Source organism: Saccharopolyspora sp. NPDC045839, from assembly GCF_056431645.1.
This window is the reverse complement of record NZ_JBWKKH010000034.1, coordinates 15989-42540: the sequence shown is the minus strand read 5'-3', so window position 1 is coordinate 42540 and position 26552 is coordinate 15989. Positions and strand designations below refer to the sequence as shown.

At 70.9% G+C, this 26552-nt stretch carries 30 protein-coding genes; 9 read left to right on the top strand and 21 right to left on the bottom strand.

The genetic code is table 11. The annotated features are described in order from the left end of the window. Window positions 1-56 precede the first annotated feature (56 nt). The 4 genes from AC07EQ_RS34370 to AC07EQ_RS34355 are packed head-to-tail and all read right to left on the bottom strand — an operon-like array spanning window position 57 to window position 3535. Window positions 57-938: a 5-oxoprolinase subunit C family protein gene (locus tag AC07EQ_RS34370; RefSeq protein ID WP_478391989.1), complete on the bottom strand. Its 882-nt coding sequence runs from the start codon at window positions 936-938 to the stop codon at window positions 57-59. After that, window positions 935-1546, bottom strand: a complete 612-nt coding sequence (gene pxpB / locus AC07EQ_RS34365; protein WP_478391988.1) for a 5-oxoprolinase subunit PxpB — start codon at window positions 1544-1546, stop codon at window positions 935-937. Before pxpB ends, AC07EQ_RS34370 begins: the two co-directional genes overlap by 4 nt. After that, on the bottom strand, window positions 1546-2307 hold the full coding sequence (locus tag AC07EQ_RS34360) for a LamB/YcsF family protein (protein WP_478391987.1): 762 nt from the start codon (window positions 2305-2307) through the stop codon (window positions 1546-1548). Before AC07EQ_RS34360 ends, pxpB begins: the two co-directional genes overlap by 1 nt. A 7-nt stretch (window positions 2308-2314) precedes the next feature. Next, the gene (locus AC07EQ_RS34355) at window positions 2315-3535 is read right to left on the bottom strand and encodes an NRAMP family divalent metal transporter (RefSeq protein WP_478391986.1); all 1221 of its coding nucleotides are present in this window, start codon (window positions 3533-3535) and stop codon (window positions 2315-2317) included. A gap of 177 nt (window positions 3536-3712) precedes the next feature. Here AC07EQ_RS34355 and AC07EQ_RS34350 point away from each other — a divergent pair, with 177 nt between their 5' ends. Next, window positions 3713-4414, top strand: coding sequence for a GntR family transcriptional regulator (locus tag AC07EQ_RS34350; protein WP_478391985.1), 702 nt, complete (start codon window positions 3713-3715; stop codon window positions 4412-4414). Between the two features lie 41 nt (window positions 4415-4455). After that, window positions 4456-5172 carry a maleylpyruvate isomerase family mycothiol-dependent enzyme gene (locus AC07EQ_RS34345; protein WP_478392045.1) on the top strand — a complete coding sequence of 239 codons (717 nt, stop codon included), beginning with the start codon at window positions 4456-4458 and terminating at the stop codon, window positions 5170-5172. 237 nt (window positions 5173-5409) lie between these two features. Here AC07EQ_RS34345 and mshB read toward each other — a convergent pair whose 3' ends face one another. After that, entirely contained in the window at window positions 5410-6234 is an 825-nt protein-coding gene (mshB, locus tag AC07EQ_RS34340; RefSeq protein WP_478392044.1) for an N-acetyl-1-D-myo-inositol-2-amino-2-deoxy-alpha-D-glucopyranoside deacetylase, read from the bottom strand. 176 nt (window positions 6235-6410) lie between these two features. Here mshB and AC07EQ_RS34335 point away from each other — a divergent pair, with 176 nt between their 5' ends. Then, a complete protein-coding gene (locus tag AC07EQ_RS34335; RefSeq protein WP_478391984.1) occupies window positions 6411-7328 on the top strand; it encodes an endonuclease/exonuclease/phosphatase family protein in 918 nt (305 codons plus the stop codon). Between the two features lie 125 nt (window positions 7329-7453). On the opposite strand, the gene AC07EQ_RS34330 is transcribed toward AC07EQ_RS34335, so the two are convergent. From AC07EQ_RS34330 to AC07EQ_RS34305, 6 genes are all read right to left on the bottom strand, one after another. After that, the gene (locus tag AC07EQ_RS34330; RefSeq protein WP_478391983.1) at window positions 7454-8194 is read right to left on the bottom strand and encodes an SRPBCC family protein; all 741 of its coding nucleotides are present in this window, start codon (window positions 8192-8194) and stop codon (window positions 7454-7456) included. Between the two features lie 2 nt (window positions 8195-8196). Next, complete coding sequence (locus AC07EQ_RS34325; RefSeq protein WP_478391982.1) at window positions 8197-8607, bottom strand: VOC family protein; 411 nt, start codon at window positions 8605-8607, stop codon at window positions 8197-8199. A 2-nt stretch (window positions 8608-8609) separates the two neighbouring features. Further along, window positions 8610-9203, bottom strand: coding sequence for an ArsR/SmtB family transcription factor (locus AC07EQ_RS34320; protein ID WP_478391981.1), 594 nt, complete (start codon window positions 9201-9203; stop codon window positions 8610-8612). Window positions 9204-9271: 68 nt separating this feature from the next. Continuing rightward, the gene (locus tag AC07EQ_RS34315; protein ID WP_478391980.1) at window positions 9272-10243 is read right to left on the bottom strand and encodes a DUF3048 domain-containing protein; all 972 of its coding nucleotides are present in this window, start codon (window positions 10241-10243) and stop codon (window positions 9272-9274) included. 72 nt (window positions 10244-10315) lie between these two features. Next, window positions 10316-10885, bottom strand: coding sequence for an NADPH-dependent FMN reductase (locus AC07EQ_RS34310; protein WP_478391979.1), 570 nt, complete (start codon window positions 10883-10885; stop codon window positions 10316-10318). 64 nt (window positions 10886-10949) lie between these two features. Continuing rightward, window positions 10950-11783, bottom strand: a complete 834-nt coding sequence (locus AC07EQ_RS34305) for an arylamine N-acetyltransferase family protein (protein ID WP_478391978.1) — start codon at window positions 11781-11783, stop codon at window positions 10950-10952. Between the two features lie 153 nt (window positions 11784-11936). Between AC07EQ_RS34305 and AC07EQ_RS34300 the strand changes: the two genes are divergently transcribed. Continuing rightward, entirely contained in the window at window positions 11937-13472 is a 1536-nt protein-coding gene (locus tag AC07EQ_RS34300) for a UxaA family hydrolase (RefSeq protein ID WP_397526331.1), read from the top strand. A 159-nt stretch (window positions 13473-13631) separates the two neighbouring features. After that, window positions 13632-14390 (top strand): hypothetical protein, encoded by a 759-nt coding sequence (locus tag AC07EQ_RS34295; RefSeq protein ID WP_478391977.1) that lies wholly within the window; start codon window positions 13632-13634, stop codon window positions 14388-14390. A gap of 4 nt (window positions 14391-14394) precedes the next feature. Here the strand turns inward: AC07EQ_RS34295 and AC07EQ_RS34290 are convergent, their stop codons facing one another. Next, window positions 14395-14733 carry a hypothetical protein gene (locus tag AC07EQ_RS34290; RefSeq protein WP_478391976.1) on the bottom strand — a complete coding sequence of 113 codons (339 nt, stop codon included), beginning with the start codon at window positions 14731-14733 and terminating at the stop codon, window positions 14395-14397. Window positions 14734-14901: 168 nt separating this feature from the next. Further along, window positions 14902-15351 carry an Lrp/AsnC family transcriptional regulator gene (locus AC07EQ_RS34285; protein WP_358581579.1) on the bottom strand — a complete coding sequence of 150 codons (450 nt, stop codon included), beginning with the start codon at window positions 15349-15351 and terminating at the stop codon, window positions 14902-14904. A gap of 159 nt (window positions 15352-15510) precedes the next feature. Between AC07EQ_RS34285 and AC07EQ_RS34280 the strand changes: the two genes are divergently transcribed. Beyond that, window positions 15511-18948 carry an indolepyruvate ferredoxin oxidoreductase family protein gene (locus AC07EQ_RS34280; RefSeq protein WP_478391975.1) on the top strand — a complete coding sequence of 1146 codons (3438 nt, stop codon included), beginning with the start codon at window positions 15511-15513 and terminating at the stop codon, window positions 18946-18948. Between the two features lie 59 nt (window positions 18949-19007). On the opposite strand, the gene AC07EQ_RS34275 is transcribed toward AC07EQ_RS34280, so the two are convergent. From AC07EQ_RS34275 to AC07EQ_RS34265, 3 genes are all read right to left on the bottom strand, one after another. Then, window positions 19008-19466 (bottom strand): GreA/GreB family elongation factor, encoded by a 459-nt coding sequence (locus AC07EQ_RS34275; protein WP_478391974.1) that lies wholly within the window; start codon window positions 19464-19466, stop codon window positions 19008-19010. 135 nt (window positions 19467-19601) lie between these two features. Continuing rightward, the gene (locus AC07EQ_RS34270) at window positions 19602-20327 is read right to left on the bottom strand and encodes a Clp protease N-terminal domain-containing protein (protein WP_478391973.1); all 726 of its coding nucleotides are present in this window, start codon (window positions 20325-20327) and stop codon (window positions 19602-19604) included. 31 nt (window positions 20328-20358) lie between these two features. Continuing rightward, the gene (locus AC07EQ_RS34265; protein WP_478391972.1) at window positions 20359-20916 is read right to left on the bottom strand and encodes a hypothetical protein; all 558 of its coding nucleotides are present in this window, start codon (window positions 20914-20916) and stop codon (window positions 20359-20361) included. Between the two features lie 14 nt (window positions 20917-20930). On the opposite strand from AC07EQ_RS34265, the gene AC07EQ_RS34260 reads away from it, so the two are divergent. Continuing rightward, complete coding sequence (locus AC07EQ_RS34260) at window positions 20931-21134, top strand: cold-shock protein (protein WP_093273004.1); 204 nt, start codon at window positions 20931-20933, stop codon at window positions 21132-21134. A gap of 124 nt (window positions 21135-21258) precedes the next feature. On the opposite strand, the gene AC07EQ_RS34255 is transcribed toward AC07EQ_RS34260, so the two are convergent. The 5 genes from AC07EQ_RS34255 to AC07EQ_RS34235 all read right to left on the bottom strand — a co-directional run bounded on the left by AC07EQ_RS34255 (window position 21259) and on the right by AC07EQ_RS34235 (window position 24508). Further along, window positions 21259-22527: a cytochrome P450 gene (locus AC07EQ_RS34255; RefSeq protein ID WP_478391971.1), complete on the bottom strand. Its 1269-nt coding sequence runs from the start codon at window positions 22525-22527 to the stop codon at window positions 21259-21261. 150 nt (window positions 22528-22677) lie between these two features. Continuing rightward, entirely contained in the window at window positions 22678-23010 is a 333-nt protein-coding gene (locus AC07EQ_RS34250) for a DMT family transporter (RefSeq protein ID WP_478391970.1), read from the bottom strand. Then, window positions 23007-23396 carry a DMT family transporter gene (locus tag AC07EQ_RS34245; RefSeq protein ID WP_478391969.1) on the bottom strand — a complete coding sequence of 130 codons (390 nt, stop codon included), beginning with the start codon at window positions 23394-23396 and terminating at the stop codon, window positions 23007-23009. The genes AC07EQ_RS34250 and AC07EQ_RS34245 overlap by 4 nt, the downstream gene beginning before the upstream one ends. Then, window positions 23393-23944, bottom strand: coding sequence for a TetR/AcrR family transcriptional regulator (locus tag AC07EQ_RS34240; protein WP_478391968.1), 552 nt, complete (start codon window positions 23942-23944; stop codon window positions 23393-23395). Before AC07EQ_RS34240 ends, AC07EQ_RS34245 begins: the two co-directional genes overlap by 4 nt. Window positions 23945-24112: 168 nt before the next feature. Next, window positions 24113-24508, bottom strand: coding sequence for a hypothetical protein (locus tag AC07EQ_RS34235; RefSeq protein WP_478391967.1), 396 nt, complete (start codon window positions 24506-24508; stop codon window positions 24113-24115). A gap of 238 nt (window positions 24509-24746) precedes the next feature. Between AC07EQ_RS34235 and AC07EQ_RS34230 the strand changes: the two genes are divergently transcribed. Continuing rightward, window positions 24747-25412, top strand: a complete 666-nt coding sequence (locus AC07EQ_RS34230; RefSeq protein ID WP_478391966.1) for a response regulator transcription factor — start codon at window positions 24747-24749, stop codon at window positions 25410-25412. Continuing rightward, the gene (locus AC07EQ_RS34225) at window positions 25409-26551 is read left to right on the top strand and encodes a sensor histidine kinase (protein ID WP_478391965.1); all 1143 of its coding nucleotides are present in this window, start codon (window positions 25409-25411) and stop codon (window positions 26549-26551) included. Before AC07EQ_RS34230 ends, AC07EQ_RS34225 begins: the two co-directional genes overlap by 4 nt. Window position 26552: the final 1 nt, after the last annotated feature.

Sequence of the window (26552 nt, the reverse complement as noted above, 5' to 3'; positions counted from 1 at the left end):
CCTGGCGGGCAGCCCCGATGCCACGTTCCCGCAGGCCAATCCGGGGTTGCGTCCCGCTACGAAAGACCGGTCCGGAAACCCTTTTTCAACCGGAAGCGGATCCGCTGCCCGGGACGCGCCTGGGCGGCTGCGTCGAGATCTGAGGCGGCGACCACGGCGATCACCGGGTAGCCGCCGGTCACCGGGTGGTCGGCGAGGAACAGCGTGGGCCGCGCCGACGGCGGCACCTGCAGCGCGCCGGCGACCATGCCCTCGCTGGGCAGCTCCTCGGTGCGGCTCCGGTCCAGCGCCGGACCGTCCAGCCGCATGCCGATCCGGTTGCTGTCGGCGGTGACCTCGTACGGCTTGCTGACCAGGGTGGCCAGGGCGTCGTCGACGAACCAGTCGTGGCGCGGTCCCGGCGCCACGCTCAGCACGATCTCGTCGGCCGCGCACACCGCCACCGGCGCGACGTCCACCTGCGGGAACCGGTCGGGCGGCGGGCCGACCGGCAGCACCGCGCCGCCGGTCAGCGGCTGCGGCCCGAGCCCGGCGAGGACGTCGGTGGCGCGCGAGCCGAGCACCGGCGGGACGGCGACGCCGCCGCGCACCGCGAGGTAGCTGCGGAGCCCGCAACCGGGCACGCCCATCCGCAGCTCGGCACCGGCCGGGATACGCAGCACCGAGTTCGCCGCGGCGACGCGACCGTCCACAGTGATCGGACAGGGCGCACCGGTCACCGCGGCCGTGAGGTCGCGGGTCGCACGGACCGCGAGCCCGCCGAACGTGACCTCGATGGCCGCGGCGCCCTCGTCGTTGCCGACCAGCCTGTTGGCCAGCCGGAAGGAGCCGGCGTCGGCCGCGCCCGAGCGGCCCACGCCGATGCCGGCCAGGCCCGGTCGCCCGAGGTCCTGGATCGTCGCGAGCGGGCCCGTGGCCAGGATTTCCAGGCAGCTCATGCGACCTCCAGGAAGCGCACCCGCACGCCGGGCCGCAGCAGTGCGGGCGGATTCCGGTCGACCCGCCAGATCTCCAGGCCGGTGCGCCCGATCAGCTGCCAGCCACCGGGCGATTCGCGCGGGTAGATGCCGCTGAACGCGCCCGCGAGGCCGACCGAGCCCGGCGGCACCTTGGTCCGCGACTCGGTTCGGCGCGGCACCACCAGCTCCGCCGGACCACCGGAGAGGTAGCCGAAACCGGGCGCGAACCCGCCGAAGGCGACCGTCCACTCCGCGCTCGTGTGCCGGCGCACCACCTCTCGCTCGGTCAGGCCCGTCAGCGACGCGACTTCCGCGAGGTCGGCGCCGTCGTAGACCACCGGCACCTCCACCAGCTCACCGCTGGCGCGCGAGCCGTTGCGGGGCTCGGCCGCACGCACCGCCGCCTCGACCGCGCCGATGTCGGCGCGCTGCGGGTCCAGGTGCAGCAGCAGCGTCCGGGCCGCCGGGACCAGGTCCGTGACGCCCTCCGGCGGGTTCTCGGCGAGGACGGCGAACAGCGCCTGCACGGCTTCGAGATCGGCCAGCTCGATGAGCAGTCCCGAATCGGCGCACCGCAGGAACCGCATCACAGACCTCGCACAACGAACGGCGCCAACGCCACTCCCCCGGCCACCAGCCGGTCCCGCACCGCCTCGGCGATGGCCACCGCGCCCGGGCTGTCGCCGTGCACGCAGATCGAATCGGCATCGATCTTGATGTCGGAGCCGTCGATGGCCTTGACCGGCTCGCCGGCGGCCAGCCGCACGCAGCGGTCCGCGATGACGTCCGGATCGTGCAGCACGGCGCCGGGTTCGCGGCGCGACACCAGGGTGCCCTCGGGCGTGTAGGCGCGGTCGGCGAAGGCCTCGCGGAACACCTGCAGCCCGGCCCGCTCGGCCCGGGCCAGCCACTCGGAGCCGGGCAGCCCGAGCACCGCCAGCGACGGGTCGTAGGCGCGCACCGCGTCGACCACGGCGGCCGCCTGGTCGGCGTGGTGCACGATCGCGTTGTAGAGCGCGCCGTGCGGCTTGACGTAGCCGACCTCGGTGCCCGCGACGCGGGCGAACCCGGCCAGCGCGCCGATCTGGTAGATCACGTCGTTGGCCAGCTCCACCGGCGGCACGTCGATGAACCGGCGGCCGAACCCAGCCAGGTCCCGGTAGCTGACCTGGGCGCCGACCACGACGCCCAGCTTCGCGGCCTGCTCGACGGCCTGGCGGATCACCGTGGCGTCCCCGGCGTGGTAGCCGCAGGCGACGTTCGCGCTGGTGACGATCCGCAGCAGCGCCCCGTCGTCGCTGAGCTCCCAGCGGCCGAAGCCCTCCGCGAGGTCCGAGTTGAGGTCCATGCCCACCTCACTTCCACAGCGCGGCGATGCCGCCGAGCGAGTTGAATCCCAGGTACAAGGTCAGCAACCAGGCGAGCACACCCACGACCAGCAGCCAACGCGGGTACCGGTATCCGCCGAGCAGATCCCGCCGCTTGGCCGCCACGAACATCAGCACGCCGAAACCGACCGGCAGGATCAGGCCGTTGAGCGCGCCTGCCAGCACCAGCAGCGTCGTCGGCGCCTGGTCCAGCAGCAGGAACGCCACCGCCGACACCGCCACGAACGCGACGACCATCCAGTTGCGGGCGCGGGCCAGCTTCGGCGAGAAGGTCACCAGGAACGACACCGAGGTGTAGGCGGCGCCGACGACCGAGGTGATGCTGGCGGCCCAGAGGATCATCCCGAACAGCCGCAGGCCGACCTCGCCGGCCGCGTGCTGGAAGGCTTCCGCGGTCGGGTTCGACGAGGCCAGCGTGACGCCGCCGGCCACGACACCGAGCACCGCCAGGAACAACACCAGCCGCATCACGCCGGTCACCAGCAGCGAGACGACGGAGCTGCGGCTGACGTCGACGATCCGCTCCGGACCGGTCACCCCGGCGTCGACCAGGCGGTGCGCGCCCGCGTAGGTGATGTAGCCGCCGACGGTGCCGCCGATCAGGGTGGTGATGGACAGGAAGTCGACCTCCGACGGCCACACCGCCTGGACCAGGGCCTGGCCGACGGGCGGGTGGGAGGAGAAGGCGACGAACGCGGTCATCAGGATCATGACCACGCCGAGGACCACGACGATGCGGTCCATCGCCACCCCGGCCTTCTTGCTCAGGAAGATCCCGATGGCGATGACGGCCGAGACGGTGCCGCCGATCTTCGCGTCCAGCCCGAACAGCGCGTCGAGGCCGAGCGAGGTGCCGGCGATGTTGCCGACGTTGAACACCAGCCCGCCGAAGACCACCAGCGCGGCCATCACGTAGCCGAGGCCGGGCACCACGCGGTTGCCCAGGTCCTGCGCCCGCATGCCGGACACGCCGATGACCCGCCACACGTTCAGCTGCACCGCGATGTCGACCAGGATCGACAACAGGATGGCGAAGGCGAAGGCCGCACCGAGCTGGATGGTGAACTGCGTCGTCTGGGTGATGAAGCCGGGGCCGATGGCGCTGGTGGCCATCAGGAAGACCGCACCCAGCAGGGTGCTGCGCTTCGCCGCCGACGACTTGCCGTCGGCCGTGGTCGTCTGAGCCATGGCACCTCCGATCAACTCAGAACACCGGCCGTTCGCCGGTGGCAGGGGTCTCGCGTTCGGGCCGCTGAGCGGCAGTTCCGGTCAAGATAGTGAATTGTTGAACAATTCTGCAATACCTCATTTGAAGCTTTCTCGTTACACTCAGATCAACTGCCGGGCACGTCGTTGGGAGCTCGATTGACCACCGCGGACCCGTGGGCGGAACTGCTCACGGCCGACCGATCGCTGCTGGACCGCACCAGCACGGCCGAACGGGTCGCCGACGTGCTGCGGCAGCGCATCATCGACGGCGCGCTCGCCCCGGGCACCCGGCTTTCCGAGGAAACCGCAGGCAAGGCGCTGGCGGTCTCCCGCAACACGCTGCGCGAGGCGTTCCGGCTGCTGGTGCACGAGCGACTGCTGGTGCACGAGTTCCACCGCGGCGTGTTCGTCCGGGTGCTCAGCGCCGACGACGTGATCGACCTGTACCGGATCCGCAGGCTGCTGGAGACCAGCGCAGTGCGCCGGGCCGGCACCGCGGCGGCCGAGCTGGTGGCGGCCGTGGACCGGGCGGTGACCGATGGCGAGCGGGCGGCCGAGGACGAGCGGTGGAGCGACGTCGGCACCGCGAACATGCGCTTCCACGAAGCGCTAGCGGCGATGGCCGCCAGCCCGCGCGTGAACGAGACGATGCGGCAGTTGCTGGCCGAGCTGCGCCTGGCGTTCCACGTGATGTCGCGCCCGCAGGAGTTCCACCAGCCCTACCTCGCGCTCAACCGGGCGATCGCGGACCTGATCACCGGCGGCTCGATGGAAGCGGCGGCCGACCGGCTCGACGAATACTTCGACGAGGCCGAGACGCAGCTCGTCGAGGCGTACAAGACCTACAACTCGCACTGACGACGTCCAGTGGCGGGACGGGTCTAGGATCCTGGCGCGTGATGCCTCCGTTGCACGCTGTCGCGCAGGGCCATCGTCGACTCCGCGAAGCGCTCGCCGCACTGACCGATGATCAAGTCGCCGCGCCGTCGCTGCTCCCCGGGTGGAGCCGGGGCCACGTGCTGGCCCACCTGACCGACAACGCCCGAGCGTTCGCGCGGGTCTCCGAGCTCGCGTTGCGCGGCGAGCTGGTCGACGCCTACGAAGGCGGGCAGGCCGAACGCGACGCGATCATCGAGGGGCTCGCCGCGAGCAGCGCCGACGAACACCGGTCCGCCATCGCCCGGCACTCCGCCGCGCTGGAAGCGGTGTGGTCGCAGGCCAGCACCGACGACTGGGCGCGCCCGGTGCGGTTCCGCAACGGCGACCTGGGCGGGCTCGTGCACATGCGCTGGCGGGAGGTGTGGATCCACCTGGTGGATCTCGACCTGGGCATCGGCCCGCAGGAGTGGAGCGACGAATTCTCCTGCCACGCGGTCGACTTCCTGATTCCGAGGTTGCCGGAAGGCGTCGTCCTGCGGCAGACCGACGGTCCGCGCCGGTGGACGACCGGCGACGCCGACGGCCGTCCCGAGATCAGCGGCCGGGCCCGCGACCTCGCGGCCTGGCTCGCGGGCCGGAGGCCGGAGCGCTCGCCGCTCGGCCCGCTGCCGGACCTCGGCCCCTGGCCCGCGCACCCGGCCCCGATCCCGGACCAGCAGCGCCGCACGCCCCGGTGACGCCCGATTTTGCCTAAAATTGGGAACTTCCAAGCACCTCGTCGAACCTCGCCAGGTCGGGAACGCCCGATTTTGCCTAAAATTGGAAGACCCAGCCGTAACCGCACCGGATCGGGAACCTTCCGATTTTGCCTGAAATTGGGGAGTTCGCGGCACAGCGGGACCGGACTTCCCGAAGGGCGCCTGGTTCCGCCTGGAATCGGGCGCCTTCGGGATTGCCGGTGCTGAGGTTCCTCGTCAGGCGAGGCCCGCGAAGAGGTCGGATTCCCAGTCGTAGGTGCCGGATCCGGGGCCTCGCTCGCCGCGGACCAGCAGGTAGTGCTCCATCGCGAACTCCGGGCGCGACACCAGCTGGGCGAAGAACCCGCCGTCGTCCAGGTTGACCTGGCTGCGGTAGTGCCGCAGGGCAGCGGTCTTGATCGCGTGGAAGTCCCGGCCGTCGACCATCGCCGTGAGCTCCTCGTCGGGCACCGTGTACGGCTCGAAGCCCTCGACACCGGCCTCCTCGACCTGCTTGAGGATCGAACGCGGCAGCGTCGTCCAGTACACCTTCGACACCTGCCACGGCTCGCCGAGCTCCGGCGCGTGGTCCGGGTCGGCCGCCGGGTCGATGGAGGTCATCACCGCGCGGTGCGCGCCGATGTGGTCGGGGTGGCCGTAGCCGCCGAACTCGTCGTAGGTGATCACCACGTGGGGCCGCTCCGCGCGCAGGATCTCGACCATCGCGCGGGTGACGTCCGCGGGATCGGCCTTGGCGAAGGAGCCGTCCGCGTCGTTGCCCGCCTCGCCCGCCATGCCGCTGTCCCGCCAGCGGCCCGGGCCGCCGAGCCAGTGGTGCCGGACGTCGCCGTACTCCGCCAGCGCCGCGCGGATCTCCCCGCGCCGGTGCTCGCCCAGCGCATCGGGTTCTCCGCGCAGGTGCGCGAGATCGTCGGCGATCACCTCGCCGAGCTCCCCGCTGGTGCAGGTCACCAGCGAAACCGATGCGCCCTCCGCGAGGTACCGGGCCATCGTGGCGCCGGTGGCGGTGGATTCGTCATCGGGGTGCGCGTGAACCAGCAGCAGGCGGCGATCGCTCATGGGCACGAGCCTAGCCATGGTCACCGACAGCGGGCGGCGATCGCCGACCTGGTCACATCCGCAACCTGCCGCGGAATTCCGGCAATGTTCGCCTTCCGGTCAACCATTCCCGGCCCGCCGGCGGCGAGGATCTCCGTCAGACGATCAAGGAGGCAGCAGTGTCTGGTGTTACCCGACGGGGAGTTCTCGGCATGGCCGGGGTCGCGGCGGTCGCCGGTGCGCTCGGCACCGGCGGTCAGGCGGTCGCGCGGCCGGGCGACAAGGCGCTGATCGGGCCCGCGCGCGGCGATCGGCTGCACGTGATGACCTTCAACATCCGCCTCGACACCAAGGCCGCGCCGCCGAACCCCGACGCCTGGACCACCCGCCGCCCGATCCTCGCCCGGCTGCTCAACACCGAGCAGCCCACCCTGCTCGGCGTGCAGGAAGCCTTGTACAGCCAGGTGAAGGAGGTCCGGGCGGACCTCCCGCGGCACTACGACTGGATCGGGCTGGGCCGCGAAGGCGGCGGCCGCGGCGAGTACATGTCGATCTACTTCGACACCCGCCGGGTCGAGCCGCTGGACTACGACCACTTCTGGCTCTCCGGCACGCCGAACGTGATCGGCTCGAAGAGCTGGGGCAACAACGTGGTCCGGATGGTCACCTGGGTGCGCTTCCTGGACCGCCGGACCGGCCGCGAGTTCGTCCACGTCAACACGCACTTCGACCACCAGTCGGAGGAATCGCGCCGCCGCAGCGCGCAGCTGGTGCGCGACCGGATCGCCGGTTTCGACGCCGCGCTGCCGGTCGTGCTCACCGGCGACTTCAACACGCCCGCCGAGACGTCGGAGTCCTTCAAGGTCCTGGCCGGCGGCGGTCTGGCCGACAGCTGGGCGACGGCCGCCGAGCGGCTCACCCCGGCGTGGGGCACCTTCGGCGCCTACGAGGAACCGGTCGAGGGCAAGGAGCGGATCGACTGGCTGCTGCACAACGGGCATTTCCGGGTGCTGCAGGCCGCGATCAACACCTACCGCCGCGACGGCTACTTCCCGTCCGACCACCTGCCGGTCCACGCGCTGCTCGAATTCGCCTGATCCGTTCCGCGCGCGAAGGGCTCGTGAGTGGTTTGGAGCGTCATAGCACCCCAAACCACTCACGACGGCCCGGAAGGCCCAGGGCCCGGGCGAGAACTTCCCGACCGGTCAGCCGAAGGAAACCGTCATGAACCGGTGATGCGGTCGAGCCAGGACTGCCAGGCGGCGCTGCGGGACTCGCGGTCCACCGCGACGCCGTAGAAGTACTGGGTCGTGCTCACCATGTGGTGCAGATCGTCGGCCATGAAGCGGTAGAGGCCGTGCTCGGTGCGGATGCCGAGCAGCGACTCGTCGCGCAGGTCCACCACGCCCTCGATGGGTTCGAGCCCTTCCGGGGTGAGGCGCACCCGTTCGCCGAGCGCCGGATCCGCGCCGAGCCGTGCGATCAGATCGGCCCACACCGCTTTTCCGGGCCGGTCGGTGAACCCGGTGGCGACCACGTTGGCCACCGGCAGCCCGGGGAAGTGCCGGAAGTACTCGGCGAGGTTGTGCAGGAACAAGTCCCAGCCCTTGCCGAAGCCGTCGTACTCGGCCTCCCAGTCGTCGCCGCCGAAGAATCCACTTTGGACGACCCGGAGCACGGTGGTGCCGCCCGCCCTGCCCTCGACCAGGAACTCGAGCGTCATCGGCGGTTCACCGTCCGCGCTGGGCGCCCCGTAGACGACCCGCCTGCCCGGCTCCCGCTCCAGCACCTGGCCGGCCTGGGTGTTGCCGCCGCCGAAGTCCGCCTCGATCTCCTCGCCCGCGTGCTCGTGCGGCACGAACCAGACCGACATGCCCTCCGGGGTGGAGATCGCCTGCCAGACCTGTTCCGGGGTGGCGGCGAGTTCGATCTCCTTCGCCAGCCGCCGGTGCTCGTCCACCACGATCAGTCCTGCTGGACGAGGATGATGAGGTTGCCGCAGGTGTCGTCGAACACCGCCTGCGCGCCGAAATCGGTCTTCGTCAGTTCCTGGGTGAACTCGACCCCGCGTTCCTTCATCCGCGCGCAGTCCTCCTCCAGATCCGTGCTGCCGAGCATGGTGAACGGGATGCCCGCGTCGTAGAGCGTCTTCTTGTACACCTGCCCGGCCGGCTTGCCGTCGATCTGGATCCCGGGGTTGCCGTCCGGCTCGAGCAGCAGCTCGACGCCGTCCGGCGCGTCGGGCGAGACGACGGTCAGCCACTTGGCGTCGCCGGCCGGGATGTCGGTCTTCTTCACGAAGCCCAGCACGTCGGTGTAGAACGCCAAGGCCTTGTCCTGGTCGTCGACCAGGATGCTGGTGACCGGAACGAACATGATCAACTCTCCCCTTCTCGTCGAACCGCCGGATGCACAGCGACCACGATCCGGTGCGCCCGCCCATCGGCCGCGGACTCGTCGTGGTACTTCGAGATCAGCGATGTCACCACCCCGGACAGCTCCTCGGCGAACGCGGCGCGGTCGGCCGCGGAGGCGAACCGGACCCCGCCGTCGATGGCGAACGTCGCGAGCCGCTTGCGGGCCTTGGCCGCGCCTGCGATCAGCTCGCCCACGTCGCGCACCAGCCGCGCGGCGACCGCGAGCAGCCAGTGCGCGGACAGCCGGTCGCGGGACCGCGCGGGATCGGGCTCGACCGCCGCCAGGACGCTCGGCGAGATCACGTACGAGACCGCGGTCGCCCGCAGCACGCGCTCGGTGAAGTTGCCCTTGCGCCGCTCCTCGACCAGCTCGACCAACCCATGCCGCTCCAGCTCGCGCAGGTGGTAGTTGACCTTCTGCCGGGTCAGCCCGACCTTCTGCGCGAGCGTAGTCGCCGAGCCGGGTTCGGCCAGTTCGGCGAGCAGCCGGGCGCGCACCGGGTCCAGCGAGACCTCGGCCGCCCCCGGATCGTCGATCACCGCCACATCGTGCATGGCAACACCGTCTCATTGACAAATTTTTTTGTCAAAGCCGTCCGCTCTCACCAACGCCTGCTGATCAGTCAGGAATCGCTCGCCTGGACGGGGACCAGGACGATCCAGACCTGGCCGGGTGCGAACGGGATCGGCTCGCCCGCCGGTGTGGTGTAGGCGGTGCCCGCCTCGGGGATCGGCCGGGACCAGCGGGCCTCGAACGACAGGCCGTCGCGGAGCACCAGCGCGCGCCCCTCCCCGACGGTTTCCGCGAACGGCGACACGTTCCCCACCACGTCGCGGAACGGCGAGGCGGACACGGGGACTTCCTGGAGCACCACCGTGCTCGCGCCGAGCCGGCCGCTGTCGGCGGCCGAGTACGGGCGGCCGTCCATCGACACCAGCCATCGCCGATCACCCGGCGCCCAGGTGAAACTCACGCGCGCGGCCCGGTAGGCGACCTCCTCCCGGTCGGCGGGCACGCCGCCGGGAGGGGCCGCGCCGAACAGCAGCCGGGCGTTCGGCGACCAACCCGCGCCCGCCGGAAGCCGGGCCGGGCGCACGAAGAGGTTGTGCGGCGCCTGGCCCGGTCCCCGGAAGAACGCACCGGGAACGCTCGCCTGCGAGGCGTCGTTCACCGGTGCCCGCCCGATCTCCGGCAGGAGTTCCGGTGCCGCACCGGAGAACGCCAGCGTCGGATGCCCGAACTGGGGCAGCAGGCGCAGGTCGGTCTGCCGGGCGCTGCGCACCGGGCCCACCACCGGCGGCAGGCTGGACGCGAAAACCGCTATCAGCCTGCTGATTCCCGCCTCGACCGGTTCGACGAAGATCACGTCGGCCCCGCCGATCCCGGTCGGCGGGCGGGCCGGCGGCGAGTTGTCCACCTTGACCGCGAGCACCGGTGGCCCGGCAGGCGGAGGCGGCGGTGGGGGCTCGGGCGGTGGCGGCGGGGCCGGCTCGGCGATCGGCACCGTCAGCGTTCCGGCGGGTTGCAGTGCCAACCCGCCGAGCACGACGGCCAGGACGGTGAACAGGGTTCCGAAGACGCGCAACCACCACATCGCCCCTCCACGACGGCAGTCGTCCGCTGCCGGGTAGCTTCGCGCGCCCCGGCAGCCACGACAAGGGGCCGATCAGCGGTACGGACGCCGATCCCGGGCTTCCTTCGCCGCGCGCGCCCACCAGACGACCTGGTCCAGCATCAGCTTCGCCGCGCCGGCCGGACCCATCTCGTCCTTGGGGTTGCCGGAATCGTCGAAGCGGTCGTAGACGCCGTGGAAGCTCACGGTTTCGCGGACGGTCACCGCGTGCAGCTCGGCGAAGACCTGGCGGAGCTGCTCGACCGCCCGCAGGCCACCGGAAATCCCGCCGTAGGAGACGAATCCGACCGGCTTGGTCTGCCACTCGGCGTTGGCGGTGTCGATGGCGTACTTCAGCGATGCCGGGTAGCCGTGGTTGTACTCGGGGGTGATCACGACGAACGCGTCCGCGGCGGCCAGCCGGCCGGTGTACGCCGTCAGCTGCGGGGTGAGGCCGGCCGGGTGCACCGCGGGGAGTTCGAGCTCGGCCAGGTCGATGACGTCGACGTCCAGTTCCGGGCGCTGCTTCGCCAGGCCGGCGAACCAACCGGCCACCGTCCCGGCGAAGCGCCCCTCCCTGGTGCTGCCGACGATGATGCCCAGTCGCAACAGGTCTTCGGACATTTTCGCTTTCCCTTCAGGATGACTGCCTTGCGGGACCATCCTGAAACTTCGACATTACTCGAAGTCAAATCTCGTTGTCCGCAGTGGATCCGTGCCGCGCCCGGAGCGCGTCGAACTCGGCGTCGCTCAGCCGCACGTCGAGGTCGCGCAGGACGGGTTCCAGCTGGTCGACGGAGATCTTGGTGACCTCCGCGTCGCCGCCGGGGCGCTCCACCGTGAGCTCGTCTCCGACCAGGCGGCGGCTGATCCCCTGATCCAGCCGCATGACGACCAGCTTGCGGCCGAACGGCGACCGGGGATGCGTCGAGATGAAGTGGTGCGCCACCTCGTAGTCGCTGAAGTGCTGCGGCATCTCGTCGGAGGAGTGCAGCGCTTCCCAGCCTTCCGCGGTCTCGGCCTCCAGCGTCCACAGTGCACCCTCGCGGACCAGGCGGTGCTTCCAGCCGGCCTGGTCGACCAACGCCCCGTCCTCGAACGGCATCGGCGTGAACAGGTTCGCGCCGAAGCCCACGTCGGCCAGGTGGTCGGCGCCGTCGACGCGAACCCGGAGCATCGCGTGGGTCCGGAAGCCGAACTGCCGCGGCCGGGTCCGCGCCATCCGGCGCTCCACGTCGAACCCCAGGTTCCCCAGCACCGCCGCGAACAGCAGCGCGTGCTCGTAGCAGTAGCCGCCGCGGCCGCGCCGGACGAGCTTGTCGTTGATGGCGGGCAACGCGACCCCGGGATGCTGCCCGAGGATCACGTCGATGTTCTCGAACGGGATGGCGCGCACGTGCGCCGCGTGCAGCGACCACAGCGCCGCCGCCGACGGCTCCACCCGCGGGTGCCCGAGCCGGTCCAGGTAGGCGTCGACGTCGACGGTCCCGATCTGCCATTCGTCGTGCTCGTTCTCGCTCATGCCCACAGCCTGGCAAGTCGACCGCAATGGAGGTCAAGGCGCAGATCCGGGATTTCCGATGGTACGGGCGCGGATCCCGTGCCGTTGACACCGAACGTGAGCCGCAAATACGGTATATCAACCGGTGTTCGAAATACCAGACATGGAGCGGGCATGCCGAACATTCCGACCCTCATCCACCTGCGCGACGAGGACGACGTCGCCATCGCCGGCGCCGACCTGGGCGCGGGCGCCGAAACCAGGGTCGGCGGCGGCGCGGTCGTGCTGCGCGCGGACGTGCCGCGCGGGCACAAGGTGGCGGTGCACGACATCGCGGCGGGCAGCGCGGTGCGCCGGTACGGCCAGGTGATCGGCTTCGCAGGCCGGGACATCGCCGCCGGGGAGCACATCCACCTGCACAACCTCGAATACCGCGAGTTCGAGCGGGCCTACGAGTTCGCCGTCGACGCCCAGCCCGAACAGCTCCTGCCCGCGGACCAGCGCGCCACGTTCCAGGGCTACGTCCGCTCCGACGGCAAGGTCGGCACCCGCAACTACCTCGGCGTGCTCACCAGCGTCAACTGCTCGGCGACCGCGGCGAAGCTCATCGCCCAGCAGATGCGGTTCTCCGGCGTGCTGGACGACTTCCCGAACGTCGACGGCGTCGTCGCGCTCACCCACGGCACCGGCTGCGGCATGGCCCCCGACGGCGAGGGCATCGACGTGCTGCGCCGCGTCATGCGCGGCTACCTCACGCACCCGAACTTCGCCGGCTTCCTCGTCCTCGGCCTCGGCTGCGAGGACAACCAGATCGTCAAGCTCACCGAGGACGTCGAGCTGCGCAGCGGCCTGCCGGTCGTCACCGCCACCATCCAGGAGCTCGGCGGCACCACCAAGACCGTCCGAGCGGGCGTCGGCCGGCTCACCGAGCTGCTGCCCGAGGTCGACAAGGTCGAGCGCACCGCGGTCCCGGCCAGCGAGCTCGTCCTCGGCACCAACTGCGGCGGCTCGGACTCCTACTCCGGCATCACGGCCAATCCCGCGCTCGGCGCGGCGGTCGACCGGCTCGTGGCGCACGGCGGCACCGGCATCGTCGGTGAAACACCCGAGATCTACGGCACCGAGCACATGCTCGCCCGCCGCGCCGCCAGCCGCGAGGTCGGCGAGAAGCTCCTGGACAAGATCGCCTGGTGGCAGGACTACACCGCCAAGAACGGCGGTTCGATGGACAACAACCCCTCCCCCGGCAACAAGGCGGGCGGCCTGACGACGATCCTGGAGAAGTCGCTGGGCGCCGTCGCGAAGGGCGGCACCACGACGCTGCGCGACGTCGTCGACTACGCCGCCCCGGTCACCAGCAAGGGCTTCGTGTTCATGGACACGCCCGGCTACGACCCGGTGTCGGTGACCGGGATCGTGGCGGGCGGCGCCAACGTCGTCTGCTTCACCACCGGTCGCGGATCGGCGTTCGGCTGCTCCCCCGTCCCGAGCCTCAAGCTCGCCACCAACACCCCGCTCTACGAGCACATGAGCGAGGACATGGACATCAACGCGGGCAGCATCATCGACGGCGAGACCACCGTCGAGGAGCTCGGCGAGCAGATCTTCGACCACGTGCTGCGCGTCGCCTCCGGCGAGCACACCAAGAGCGAAGACCTCGGCTACGGCGAGGAGGAGTTCGTCCCCTGGCACATCGGCACCGTCATGTGACGGTCCCGGGTCCCGCCGGGAGGCTGGGCCTGGGTGCCGACCGGCTTCCTGGTCCGCTTCCGCTCCCCGCGGGCGCAGCGCAGAACCGCCTGATCAGCGGCATCGCATCGCACGGTTGGGCCTTACTCGACGCGGCCCGCGCTGGCTAGATTCGAAAACATGAGCGAATTACCGCAGGCGGGTGGTCGCGAGCACGAGTACTGGTTCGACAGCGACTACGCCCAGTTGATCGAAGCGTTGCGGCAGGGCGACGACCTGGCCGACATCGCCGCGGAGTTGCAGCGCAGCGTGCGCGCCGTCGAAGGCCGGCTCAGGTACCTGATCCCCGGCGATGCCGTGCGGGGCGCGCGGGCCAGGGAGGACTGGCTGCGCGCGAGGCTCGCCGAAGAGCCCGGCTACGACTGGCGCGCCGTCGCGCTGCGGAACTACGCCGCCGAGGAACGGCGGTACTGGGCCGCCACCGACGAGCGCGAGCTCATCGCGGGCTGGCGGCGGCGAACGTTCCTGCCGGCGCTCGCGGAAGGGCTGCGCGCCTCGGACTTCCAGGTGGCGCGGCACCTCTGCCGCCTCGGCCTGGCGGCCTCGGTGACGGACGTCGTCGAGCACCTCGGCGCCGCGCCCGGCAGCACCACCGAGATCCGCGCCCGGATGCACGCCGACCGGGCCGCGGCAGCGGTGTGGGTGCTCGTGGTGGACGGCGAGGGAACGCGGATTCCGCTGTTCGACGGGCAACGGCGGCACATCTCGCTGCACACCGGTTTCGACGACGCGCAGCGGCGCCTGGACCAGCTGCTCCGCCAGGCCGGACGCCGCCACCGCGACGAACTCCGCTGGAGCCTCGCCGAGCGCACCATCGGCGAGGACGCGCACGGGGCCACCCACCACGACCTGACCCGGCCGCCGGCGGTGGCCGGCTGACGGCTCAGGCGAGCAGGTGGGGGCACTCGTCGGGTTCGCCGAGCGGGCCGGGCCAGTCGAGGGAGTGCCAGAAGCCCAGCGCCTCGGTGCTGCGTTCGATCGGCGCCGTGCTCCACCGGTAGTCCGGCCAGGTGCGCCGCAGGAGGTCGATCGCGAGCGTCGCCAGGCCCCGCCGCCGGCAGCGCCGGTCGATGCGGATGTACTCCACGACCGCGACCCGGCAGCCGTGGCAGACCCGCAGCTCCAGGTCGCCGACGACGAGCCCGTCCAGCCGGATCTCGACGCCCGGCGGACCGGTGGGCAGCAACGCCGGCACGGCGGCCAGCTCAAGATCCCCGACCATGTGATCAGGATGTGCGGTCCGCGCCCGTTTGTCTCGCCGAACCCGGATTCCGGCAGAAATCGGCGAGCCAGGCGCAACGTTCCACCTGGTCACCCGGGCCGTGAGTACTTTGTGTCGCTATGGCGACCAAAAGTAGGCACGGGCACTGACCTGCAAAAACAGGTGCCCTCAGCGACGGCCGCGTTGCCAGGAGTCCAGCGCGATCAGGGTCTTGGTGCTGGTGACCCGGTGGCTCCGGCGGATCTCGTCGATGGTGCGCTGCAGGTGCGCCATGTCCCGGACCCGCAGCCACACCAGCGCATCCGGGTCGCCCGCGATCGTGAACACCGCCTGCGCCTCGGGCATCCGGGTCGTCGTCTGGATGATCTCGTCCACGCCGCTGGTGCCCAGGAACCGCAGCTCGATGAACGCCTCGACGGCCCAGCCGAGCTTCGCGTGATCCACCTGCACGGTGTACCCGCGGATCACGCCGGCCTCCTCCAACCGGTCGATCCGCCGCTTCACGGCGGCCGTCGACAGCGTCACCCGGCCGGCGATGTCCGACAGCGTCCGCCGCGCGTCCTCGCGCAGCAGAGCCAGGATTTCGTGATCTGTCGCATCGAGCGTCGGGTCGGCCACGGATCGCGATGTTACGCAAAATTCGGGCGTCCGACGGCGTCTGCACCACTGAAGTTTGCGTGCTTCCCGCAGTTTCGGGTCTCGGTGTTGTGCGCCACACCGCGCATCCGCTGAAGTGTCGACGATCACGATCCGCGTGCCCGACCGAGGGAGTTCGACATGGCCGCCTTCACCCTGGACGACCGCTACCTCCAGGAGTCGGGGACCGTTTACGTGACCGGGGTGCAGGCCCTGGTGCGGTTGTTGTTCGACCGGATCCGGCACGACCGCCGCCATGACCTGCGCACCGCGGCGTTCGTCTCCGGCTACGAGGGTTCACCCCTGGCCGGGTTCGACCTGGAGCTGGCCCGCCGCGCGAAGCTGCTGGCCGACCACGACGTGGTCCACCAGCCGGGCCTGAACGAGGAGCTCGCCGCGACGTCGGTGATGGGCAGCCAGCTCACCGAGGGGCTCGGCACGCAGCGCCCGGACGGCGTCGTCGGCGTCTGGTACGGCAAGGCGCCGGGCCTGGACCGGGCCAGCGACGCGCTGCGCCACGCCAACCTCGCGGGCACGAATCCGCGCGGCGGCGCGGTCGCGCTGATCGGCGACGACCCGAACGCGAAGTCCTCGACGGTTCCGGCGGCCTCGGAGGCGGCGCTCGCGGACCTGGCGATGCCGGTGTTCTTCCCGGCGGACTCGCAGGACCTGCTCGACTTCGGGCTGCACGCGGTGGAGCTGTCGCGGGCCAGCGGGTTGTGGACGTCGATCAAGGTGGTCGCCAACGTCGCGGACGCGGCCGGCACGGCGGTCGTGACGCCGGACTGGGCCGCGCCCGAGATCCCGGCAGAGCTCAAGCCGTACTCGCACCGCCCCAGCGCGCGCCTGCTCGGCGCCGAGCTCGCCGGGCTGGAGCACAGCCTGCACAACCGGCGCCTGCCGCTGGCGGTGGAATACCTCCGGCGCAGCGGCGTCAACCGGGTGGTGCGCTCGGGCCCGGCGGACCGGATCGGCATCGTGGCGGCCGGCAAGTCCTATTTGGACATCCGGCAGGCGCTGCGGGCGCTCGGCCTCGGCGAATCGGAGCTGGCCGCCTACGGGATCCGGCTGCTCAAACTCGGCGCGATCTACCCGCTCGACCCGCAGCTCATCCGGGACTTCGCGACCGGCCTGACCGAGATCGTCGTGGTCGAGGAGAAGCGCTCGTTCCTCGAAACGGCCATCAAGGAGGTCCTCTACGGCCGGCCCGACGCCCCGGCCGTCCACGGCAAGAAGGGGCCGGACGGCGGCACGCTGTTCACCGAGCTCGGCGAGCTCGACCCGGACCGCATCGCCAAGGGCCTGGCCGGCCGGCTGACCGCGCACGGCGAGATCGAGCCGGTCAACGCCTGGCGGCAGCGACGCCGCCGCGAGCGCATCTCCGTCCCGCTGCTGGCGCGCACGCCGTACTTCTGCTCGGGCTGCCCGCACAACTCGTCGACGAAGGTGCCGGACGGGACGGTGGTGGGCGCTGGTATCGGCTGCCACACGATGGCGCTGTTCATGGACGCCGACCAGGTCGGCGACGTCGTCGGCATCACGCAGATGGGCGGCGAGGGCGCCCAGTGGATCGGCATGGCCCCGTTCGTCGGCACCGAGCACTTCGTGCAGAACATCGGCGACGGCACCTTCACGCACTCCGGCAGCCTCGCCGTGCGCGCGGCGGTCGCCGCCGGGGTCAACATCACCTACAAGCTGCTGCACAACTCGGCCGTGGCGATGACCGGCGGTCAGGACGCCGTCGGCGCTCTGCCGCTGGCGCGGCTGACCGAGGTCCTGCTGCTGGAGGGCGTCGCCAAGGTGATCGTCACCAGCGACGCGCCGAAGCGGCTGACCGGCAAGCTGCCCCGCGGCGTCGAGGTCCGGCACCGCGACGATCTGCTGCGGGCGCAAGAAGAACTGGCCGCCGTCCCCGGCGTGACGGTGCTGGTCCACGACCAGGAGTGCGCGGCCGAGAAGCGCCGCAAGCGCCGCCGCGGCAAGCAGCCGACGCCGCCGGAGAAGGTGCTGATCAACGAGCGGGTGTGCGAGGGCTGCGGGGATTGCGGCGCCAAGTCCAACTGCCTCTCGGTGCAGCCGGTGTCGACCGAGTTCGGCCGCAAGACGCAGATCCACCAGTCCTCGTGCAACGTCGACTACTCCTGCCTGGCCGGCGACTGCCCGTCGTTCCTGACCGTGGTGCCCAGCGGCCGCACGGTGCGCCGCGAGATCAGCGAGGTCAGCGCCGGCGAGCTGCCCGAGCCCGAGCGCGGGACCGGCGACTTCACCGTGCGCGTCACCGGCATCGGCGGCACCGGCGTCGTCACGGTCACGCAGATCCTCGCGACGGCGGCGGTGATCGACGGCCGGCAGGTCCGCACGCTCGACCAGATCGGCCTCGCGCAGAAGGGCGGCGCGGTGGTCTCCGACCTCAAGATCACCGCGGAACCCGTTGCGCAGGCGCCGAAGCTGGCCGCCGGCGAATGCGACCTGTACCTGGGCTGCGACCTGCTGGTGGCGGCCGACCCGGTGCACCTCGCGGCGGCCGACGCCGAGCGGACGACGGCGGTGGTGTCCACCACCGAGGTCCCGACCGGCCGGATGGTCGTGGACACCGCCGTCTCGTTCCCGGTGCAGTCCGGCATCCGCGCCACCCTCGACGACGCCACCGCGCGGGCGTTCTACCTGGACGCGCGCGGCCTCGCCGAGCAGCTGTTCGACGACGACCAGTTCGCCAACATCCTGCAGCTCGGCGCGGCTTACCAGGCGGGTTCGCTGCAGCTGTCGGCCGAGAGCATCGAGCGCGCGATCGAGCTCAACGGGACGGCGGTGGCGGCCAACATCCAGGCGTTCCGCCGCGGCCGCCAGGCGATCGCGGACCCGGACGCGCTGCAGGCCGAGATCACCCCGCCGCCGGCGGCGCCCCGCGAGCCCGGCGCGGCGGCGCGGCGGGTGCGGGCGCTGGTCAAGGCCGCGGCGGGCTCGGAACTGGCGCGGCTGCTGGACATCCGGATTCCCGACCTCGTCGACTACCACGACGAGAACTACGCGCGCGCCTACGCGGAATTCGTCGAGGAGGTGCGCGGCCGCGGGGAGGACGCGGTGACCGAGGCGGTGGCCCGCAACCTCTACAAGCTGATGGCCTACAAGGACGAGTACGAGGTCGCCCGCCTCTCGCTCGACGAGCGGCTGCGGGCCGACATCGAAGCCCAGTTCGGCGCGGGCTCCCGGTTCGCGTTCCGCCTGCACCCGCCGGTGCTCCGCGCGCTCGGCATGAAGCGGAAGATCAGCCTCGGCCCCTGGTTCGGCAACGTGCTGCGGGTGCTGCGCGCGGCACGGAAGGTCCGCGGCACCCGCCTGGACCCGTTCGGCTACGCCGAGGTCCGCCGCGTCGAACGGGAACTGGTCGGCGAGTACCGGACGGCGATCACCAAGGCCCTGGCGACGCCGGACCACCCGGCGGTCCTGGAGCTGGCCGAGCTGCCGGACGCCGTCCGCGGCTACGAGGAGATCAAGCTGGCGAACGTCGAGACCTACCGCCGGCGCCAGGCCGAACTGCTCAGGTCGCTGGAAACCGCCGAGGTCGTCGCCGCGTCGTGAGCGGCGGAAGGGTGCCTCCCGCCCGGCGGGAGGCACCCTTCCATCCACTGTGGATTCCCTCAGCCCGGCGGCCGGATGCTGACGACCTCGACGCTCGTCTTGCCTTCCGGCGTCGGGAAGCTGACCTTCTCCCCCGGGCGACTCCCGGCCACCGCCAGGCCCAGCGGGCTGTCGGAGGTGAACGTGGTGTCCTCCTCGCCGTCGGGGATCTCCTCCGGGATCGCCACGACGCGGTAGGCCTGCGTCGCGCCGTCGGGCAACCGCAAGGTCACCTCGCTACCGGCCGCCAAGCCCTGGACGTCGGATGGCCCGCCGGCGAGTATTCCTTCCAGTTCGGCGATGCGGTCGTCGATCCCGACGAGCTCGTCACCGCCCTGCAACTCCTGCGCGGCGTCGCCCCGGTCCCCGGATTCGTCGCCCTGCCTCAGCTCGTCGACCAACTGCTGCCGCCGCGCGCGCAACGTGCGGATCTCCTCGGTCAACCGAGCCCGACCCACCGCGGATTCCTCGCCACCCATGATCGATCCCTTCACCGGCACCCGACTGCCATCATCAGCGGTTTGCCCGGCCGCGGGCGAGGCGAAACCGGCGGGCGCGCGGGCACGGAGCCCGTTGGCATCCCCGCAGGCCAACGGGCTCCGCCGCCAGGTGGCTCACTCCTCCCGGGCGGCCACGATCGCGTCGAGAGCAGCGGTGATGTTGGCTTCGGCGGCGGCTTTCTCGACGCCCAGCCCGGAAAGCACACCGGTGCCGTCCTCGTTCTCCAGCAGCGCCAGCAGGATGTGCTCGGTGCCGACGTAGTTGTGCCCCAGCCGCAGCGCCTCCCGGAAGGTCAGCTCCAGCGTCTTCTTCGCCGCGGCGTCGAACGGGATGAGCGCCGGCAATTCGTCGGCGGCAGGCGGCAGCGCCTCGGCCGCGGACTCCCGGACGGCGTCCAGCGGCACGCCTTGGGCGACGATCGCCTTCGCCCCGAGCCCGTTCGGCTCGCCCAGCAGCCCCAGCACCAGGTGTTCGGGCCGGATCTCGACGCTGCCCGAGGTGCGGGCCTCGGTCTGCGAGAGCACCACGACGTTCCGCGCCCGGTCGGTGTACCGGGCGAATCCCTGGCTCGGGTCGAGGTCGGCGTCGGCCTTCGGCACGAATCGCTTCTGGGCGGCCTGCTTCGAGACGCCCATGCTCTTGCCGATCTCGGTCCAGGAAGCGCCGGACCGCCGGGCCTGGTCGACGAAGTGCCCGATCAGGTGATCGGCGACCTCCCCGAGGTGATCGGCGGCTATGACGGCATCGGAGAGCTGGTCGAGGGCGTCGGTGTGCACCTTCTTGATGCCCTGGATCAACGCGTCCAGGGAAACGTGGTGGGAAACCTGTACCTTGTCCATGCGTCAACCATAGGTTGACGTTCAGTTGTCGTCAACCACAAGTTGACGATGATTCGGGGAGTCGCCGCCACAGGGCGCGGGCGAACGCCAGGGCCTCGGCGTCGACGGGTTCCGCCCGGGCGGCCGACCGGAGCCAAGCGGCAAGGGGCCCGGCCAGGGCAGGCGAAAGAGCGGCGATCCACCGAGCGCTCCCGGCCCGGGCCTCCGCGACGTGCTCGGTCGAGCCGCCACCGAGATCCGCAACGACATCCGGCCTGGTCGCGAGCAAACCCCCGACCCGCCAATCGCCACCGGTCGAAACGGCGGCAAGCCGCTCAAGCGCCTCGGCCACCCCCAGCAGCTCGTCCCGCCCACTCGCATTCACACCCACATCATCCAGCCATCCGCCGAACCTGTCGGTCACCGGGCACACAGCGAGCCCCGGAGGTGCTAATCTGACCTCGGTCGTATTGAATTCTGAGTTCGTGTTCTCGGCACGCTCGCAGGACGAGTTGCGGGCGAGCTTCTCCCTTTGGTTCAGCTGAAGTGGTAGCCGTCTGAAACTACGGCCCGGGTTGCCGCACCGGCGGCGATCCGTCTTCAGTTCCACAGAGGAGACAGTAAATGGCACAGGGAACCGTCAAGTGGTTCAACGCCGAAAAGGGCTTCGGCTTCATCGCCCCCGACGACGGCGGCGCTGACGTGTTCGTCCACTACTCGGCGATCGACTCCAGCGGCTTCCGCACGCTGGAGGAGAACCAGCAGGTCAACTTCGAGGTCACGCAGGGCCCGAAGGGCCCGCAGGCCAGCAGCGTCCGCCCGCTCTGAGCATCCTCAGACGCTAGCGGTTATTAACATCGACGCGGCTCCTCCCGACGGGAGGAGCCGCGTCGCGTTTCAGCACCCGTGAATCCCCTCACGGAACCAAGGGAAACCGCAGGCGCTGGCGGAGTCAGCCGAGCCGCACCGGCAGTTCTCCGAGGCCGCGCAACGCCATCAGCCGCCGGTGCGGCGCCGCACCGTCCCTGACCAGCCCGGGCAGGCGCCGAGCGACCGCCGCGAAGAACACCTCACCCTCCAGCCTGGCGAGCGGCGCGCCGAGGCAGTAGTGCGCCCCTGAACCGAACGCGAGGTGCCCGGTGCCCGGCGTTCTGGTGATGTCGAACCGGTCCGGCTCCGGGAACACCGCGGGATCCCTGCCGGTCGCGCCGGTCAGCACGTAAACCGGTTCGGCCTCGGCGATCCGGCGCCCCGCGAGGTGGACGTCCTCGCTCGGGTAGCGGAGCGTGGCCTGCACCGGCGGGTCGTAGCGGAGTGTCTCCTCCACCACACCGCGCGCGAGCTCCGGCTCCTTCCCCAGCAACGCCCACTGGCCGGGATGGTCGAGCAGCGCCAGCATCCCGTTCCCGATCAGGTTGACCGTGGTCTCGAAACCGGCGATGAGCAGGAGGCGGCTCAGGGCCAGCGCCTCGCGCGGGGAGATCCGGTCGGCGCCGAGGTCGGCGGCCAGCGTGCTCAGCACGTCCGCCCCGGGATCGACGGCGCGGCGCTTGATCAGCTCCGCGAACAGCTCCTCGAGCGCCCGGGTCGCCGGGCCGAGCCTGCGGGCGGTGTCCCAGCTCTCGACACCGTCCAGCGACGCGGCCACGATCGTGCCGAACTCCCGGAACGGTTTCGAGTCCTGCTCGGGAATCCCGAGCAGCTTCGAGATCACCTCGATCGGCAGCGGCGCGGCGACCTCGGACATCAGGTCGAACCGGCCCAGACCCGCCGCCCCGTCCAGCAGCCGATGCGTGATCCGCTCGATCTCGGCCCGGTAGACCGCCATCATCTTCGGGCTGAACGCGGGCGCGGCGAGCCTGCGGATCCGCCCGTGGTCGGGTGGATCCAGCCCGAGGATGGAGAAGTCGTGTTCGGCGCCCGGCTGGTACGCCAGCGGCGCGGAGTCGTCACGCCGGTACGGGACGGTCCGCACGCCGAATCGCCGATCCCGCAGAATCCGGTCGCACAGGCGGTGATCGGTCACCGCCCACACGCCCGACGTGCTGCGGACCAGCGGGCCCTGCGCGCGCAGCCTTCGGTAGTACGGGTACGGATCGCGCATGCCCTCCGGTAACAGGAGGCGGCTGAAGTCGTCGCGCAGCACGCGCCCGTGCATCCAGATCCGCCCGGTGTGTCCCACGGCCCGCGCGGCTTTCCGCATCGTCTCGGTCATGCTCATGGTGACTCGCCACTCCTCACTCTCGACAACAGATCAGGTGTTGCGGTCGCATTCCGGCGCGCTCGGGCAGGCTTGGTGAGCCGCCCGAGCAGGAACCGGTGCGGAGAAGGTTCGGTGAACTCGGTCTCGAGGAACCCGGCCGATGGGAGATCAGTGCGCCGCCTGGGCACCGAGTTCGACCACCAGCACGCCACCGATGATGAGCGCAACACCGGCAGCCATGACCCATGTCAGCGGGTCGCGGAAGATGACGCGGCCGAGGATCGCGGTGAGCGCGACACCGCTCGCGGCCCAGATGCCGTAGGCGACCCCGACCGGCATGCCTTGCCCCAGCACGACGCCGAGCAACGCGAACGCGCAGACGTACCCCAGGACGACCGGCGCGATCCAGGCCTTCCTGGTGAAGCCTTCCGACGCCTTCATCGACAGGGTCGCGACGGTCTCGAGCCCGATGGCGCCGACGAGCAGCAACCACACGATCACTCACCTCCCGAAGCGCTCAGCACGCCTTGCGGCTCGCCGGCCTGGTGCCGCGCGCGCTCGGCCCGCTGCGAACCCAGTTCGACCAGCAGGACCCCGCCGATGATCAGCACGATGCCCAGTCCGATCACCCAGGTCAACGGGTCGCCGAAGATGATGGCCCCGAAGATCGCGGTCAGCGCGACACCGGAAGCGGCCCAGATCCCGTACACGGCCCCCACCGGCAGGCCGGTGGCCAACACCTTCGCCACGAGGTAGAAGGCGCCGACGTATCCGATCACCACGGGCACCAGCCACCACGGTTGCGCGAACCCGCCCATCGCCCGAAGCGACAAGGTGCCGACGACTTCCAGCGCGATCGCCGCACCCAGCATCAACAACCTGTTCATTCCTCCTGCTCCGTCCCGGTCGCCAGCCGTTCGATCCGGTCGATGACCGCGGCCCGCATGGCCTGGTCGTAGCCGGAGGTCCCGCTCGCATCGGCCATCCACAACCCGTCCGCGGCCAGCCGGGCGACGGCCATGTCGACGGACCGGGAGTCCGGAGCGAGCGCGGGCTCTTCCAGCCACCGGTGCAGCATCGCGCGCCACGGCGCGAGCCAGGCCTCCTCGTGCGCGGAGTCGACGAAGATCGCCAGATCCGCCTTGCCGCCGGCCTGTTCCACGGCGACGCGGCAGTAGGCGCGCACCCGCTCGGCGGCGGTGGCCTCGTCGAGGGGTTTGCCCAGCTCGGCCAGCATCGCCTCCTCCCAGGCCGCGGTGATGTGCTCGGCCACGGCCACCCGCATCTGCTCCTTGGTGGCGAAGTGGTACATCAGCCCGGGCTTGCTCAGCCCGGCCTCCTGGGCGGCGGCATCCAAGGTCAACCCGCCGATCCCACTGCGCTCGGCAACCCGCAGGGCGGCCTCGAGGATCGCTGTCCTAGAACTCGGCCTCATGCGAGTAACTTTACCATCCAGTTGGTAAAGTTACGATCCCGAGCTTCAGCGCCCCGCCAGAACCACGGCGATCACGACACGACGAATGCCGCGGGTAACTCGTGGGGCCAGGGGTCCACCTGGCCCACGAGCTACCGACGGACCGCTGCCTCAAGCGGTCATCGCGACCTACTTGTCGAGCCCGGCCGGCTCGCCCGACACGTCGTCGACCGGCACCGCCGACTCGTCAGGCGTGCCGGGCGGCAGCACCTCCGCCGGCTCGCCCGGCACGTCGTCGACCGGCACCGCCGGCACGGTGGGCGTGCCGGGCGGCAACACCTCCGCCGGCTGGCATTCGATCGGCTCCCCCGGCAGCGACGGGGCCGACACGTCGTCGATCGGCACCGCCGGCACGGCGGGCGTGCCGGGCGGCAACACCTCGGCCGGCTGGCATTCGATCGCCGTGGTCGGCTTGCTGTCGTTGGCCGGCGAGTTCGTGGTGCTGGCCAACGCGACTCCACCGGCACCGAGCATGATGGCCACGCCGGCGACGACCGTCGCCACCTTCCGCGAGGACGATGACATGTGAGATTCCCTTCTGCATGCGGACATCGCTCCGGCGGTCGTACCGCCGGAGCAACCGCGGCAGCGGGCCGCGGTCTGGTCCCATCCAGCCGGACCGCGGTTATCGTCAGCGTCTGATGATCTCCATATGCCGGCCATATGTCCCGACGAGGATCATGTGGTCGCCGTGCCAGCCGGTGTCCGGCCGACGTAGGCGGGTGTACCGGGGTGGCGCACCTGAGGGCAGGAGGATGAACGCGTGCGGGTGCTGGTCGTGGAGGACGAAGCCTTCCTCGCCGAAGCGTTGCAGGCCGGTCTTCGCCGCGAAGGCATGGCGGTCGACATCGCCGGCGACGGGGCGACAGCCCTGGAGAGCGTGGCGGTCAACGAATACGACGTGGTCGTGCTCGACCGCGACCTCCCCGGTGTGCACGGCGACGATGTATGCCGCCACGTGGTGGCCAGCCGACCCGGCTGCCGGATCCTCATGCTGACCGCGGCCGGCGGTCTGGCCGACAAGGTCGACGGGCTGCGTCTCGGCTCGGACGACTACCTGGTCAAACCGTTCGACTTCCCCGAACTCGTCGCCCGGCTGCACGCGCTGCGACGACGCGCCGCCGCAGCGCACCCCCCCGTGCTGACCTACGCCGACCTCCGGTTGGACGCCGCGCGCCGCGACGCCCGCCGCGGCGACCACTCCTTGCGGCTGACCCGGAAGGAGTTCGCCGTCCTGGAACTTCTCCTGCGAGCGGACGGGGCGGTGCTCAGCGCGGAACACCTGCTGGAGAAGGCCTGGGACGCCCACGCCGACCCGTTCACCAACGCCGTCCGCATCACCATCTCCACACTGCGACGCAAACTCGGCGACCCACCCATCCTGCACACCGCTACCGGTGTCGGCTACTACCTCGCCGCCACCACGTGAGCATCCACGCCACGCTGCGGCGGAATCGGCTATCCATCCGGCTGCGGCTCACCTTGCTCTACGGGGGCACGGTGCTGGCCTGCGGCATCGCGTTGCTGCTCACCGTGTACGCGCTGATGCGGTACATCCCGAGCTACGACCTGCAGCCCGCCGCCCCCATGCCGGGAACCGTGGTTCCGGCCATCCCCGCCGACGACATCGGACCGGCGATCGTCACGATCACCAGCAAAGACGACATCTTGATGACGCTGCTGCAACTGTCCGGCGTGGCGCTGATCGGGTTGGCCCTGATCTCGTTCCTGCTCGGCTGGATCATCGCTGGGCGCATGCTCGCCCCCATCCACCGCATCACCCGGACGACACGCACCGTCGCAGGCCACTCCCTGCACGAACGCATCCACCTCGATGGCCCCCAGGACGAGTTCACCGAACTCGCCGACACCATCGACACGATGCTCGACCGGCTGCACGCCAGCTTCCAAGCCCAGCAACGCTTCACCGCCAATGCGTCACACGAACTGCGCACCCCGCTGGCGACCACGCGCACCATGCTGCAGGTCGCCATCGCACACCCCCGCGACCACGATCTCGCCACCCTGGCACCCAAACTGCTGGCCACCAACGAACGCAGCATCGCAACCGTGGAAGCGCTGCTCGCCCTGTCCCGAGCCGACCACGGCATCCACGACGCAAAGCACGTCGACCTCACCTCGGTCGCGGCGCACGCGCTGGAACAGGTGCGAGCCGAAGCAGCCGCCAGCCGGATCGCCATGCACAACGAGCTGCACCCGGCCACCGCGCACGGCGACGAGGACCTGCTCCACCACTTGCTGACCAACCTGCTGCACAACGCCATCCGGCACAACCACACCGGTGGCACGGCACGACTGACCACCACCGCCCGGGACGGCACCGCCATCATCACCGTCACCAACACCGGCGAGCCCATCACATCCGAAGAAGCCGGCCGACTGTTCGAGCCGTTCTACCGAATCCGCGCCCGCACTCACGCCAACGGACACGGCCTCGGCCTAGCCCTCGTACGCGCCATCGCGCACAGCCACCACGGTGCCGCCACCGCCACCCCCAACACCGGCGGCGGACTGACCATCACCATCGCCCTGCCTACCGCCGGATGAT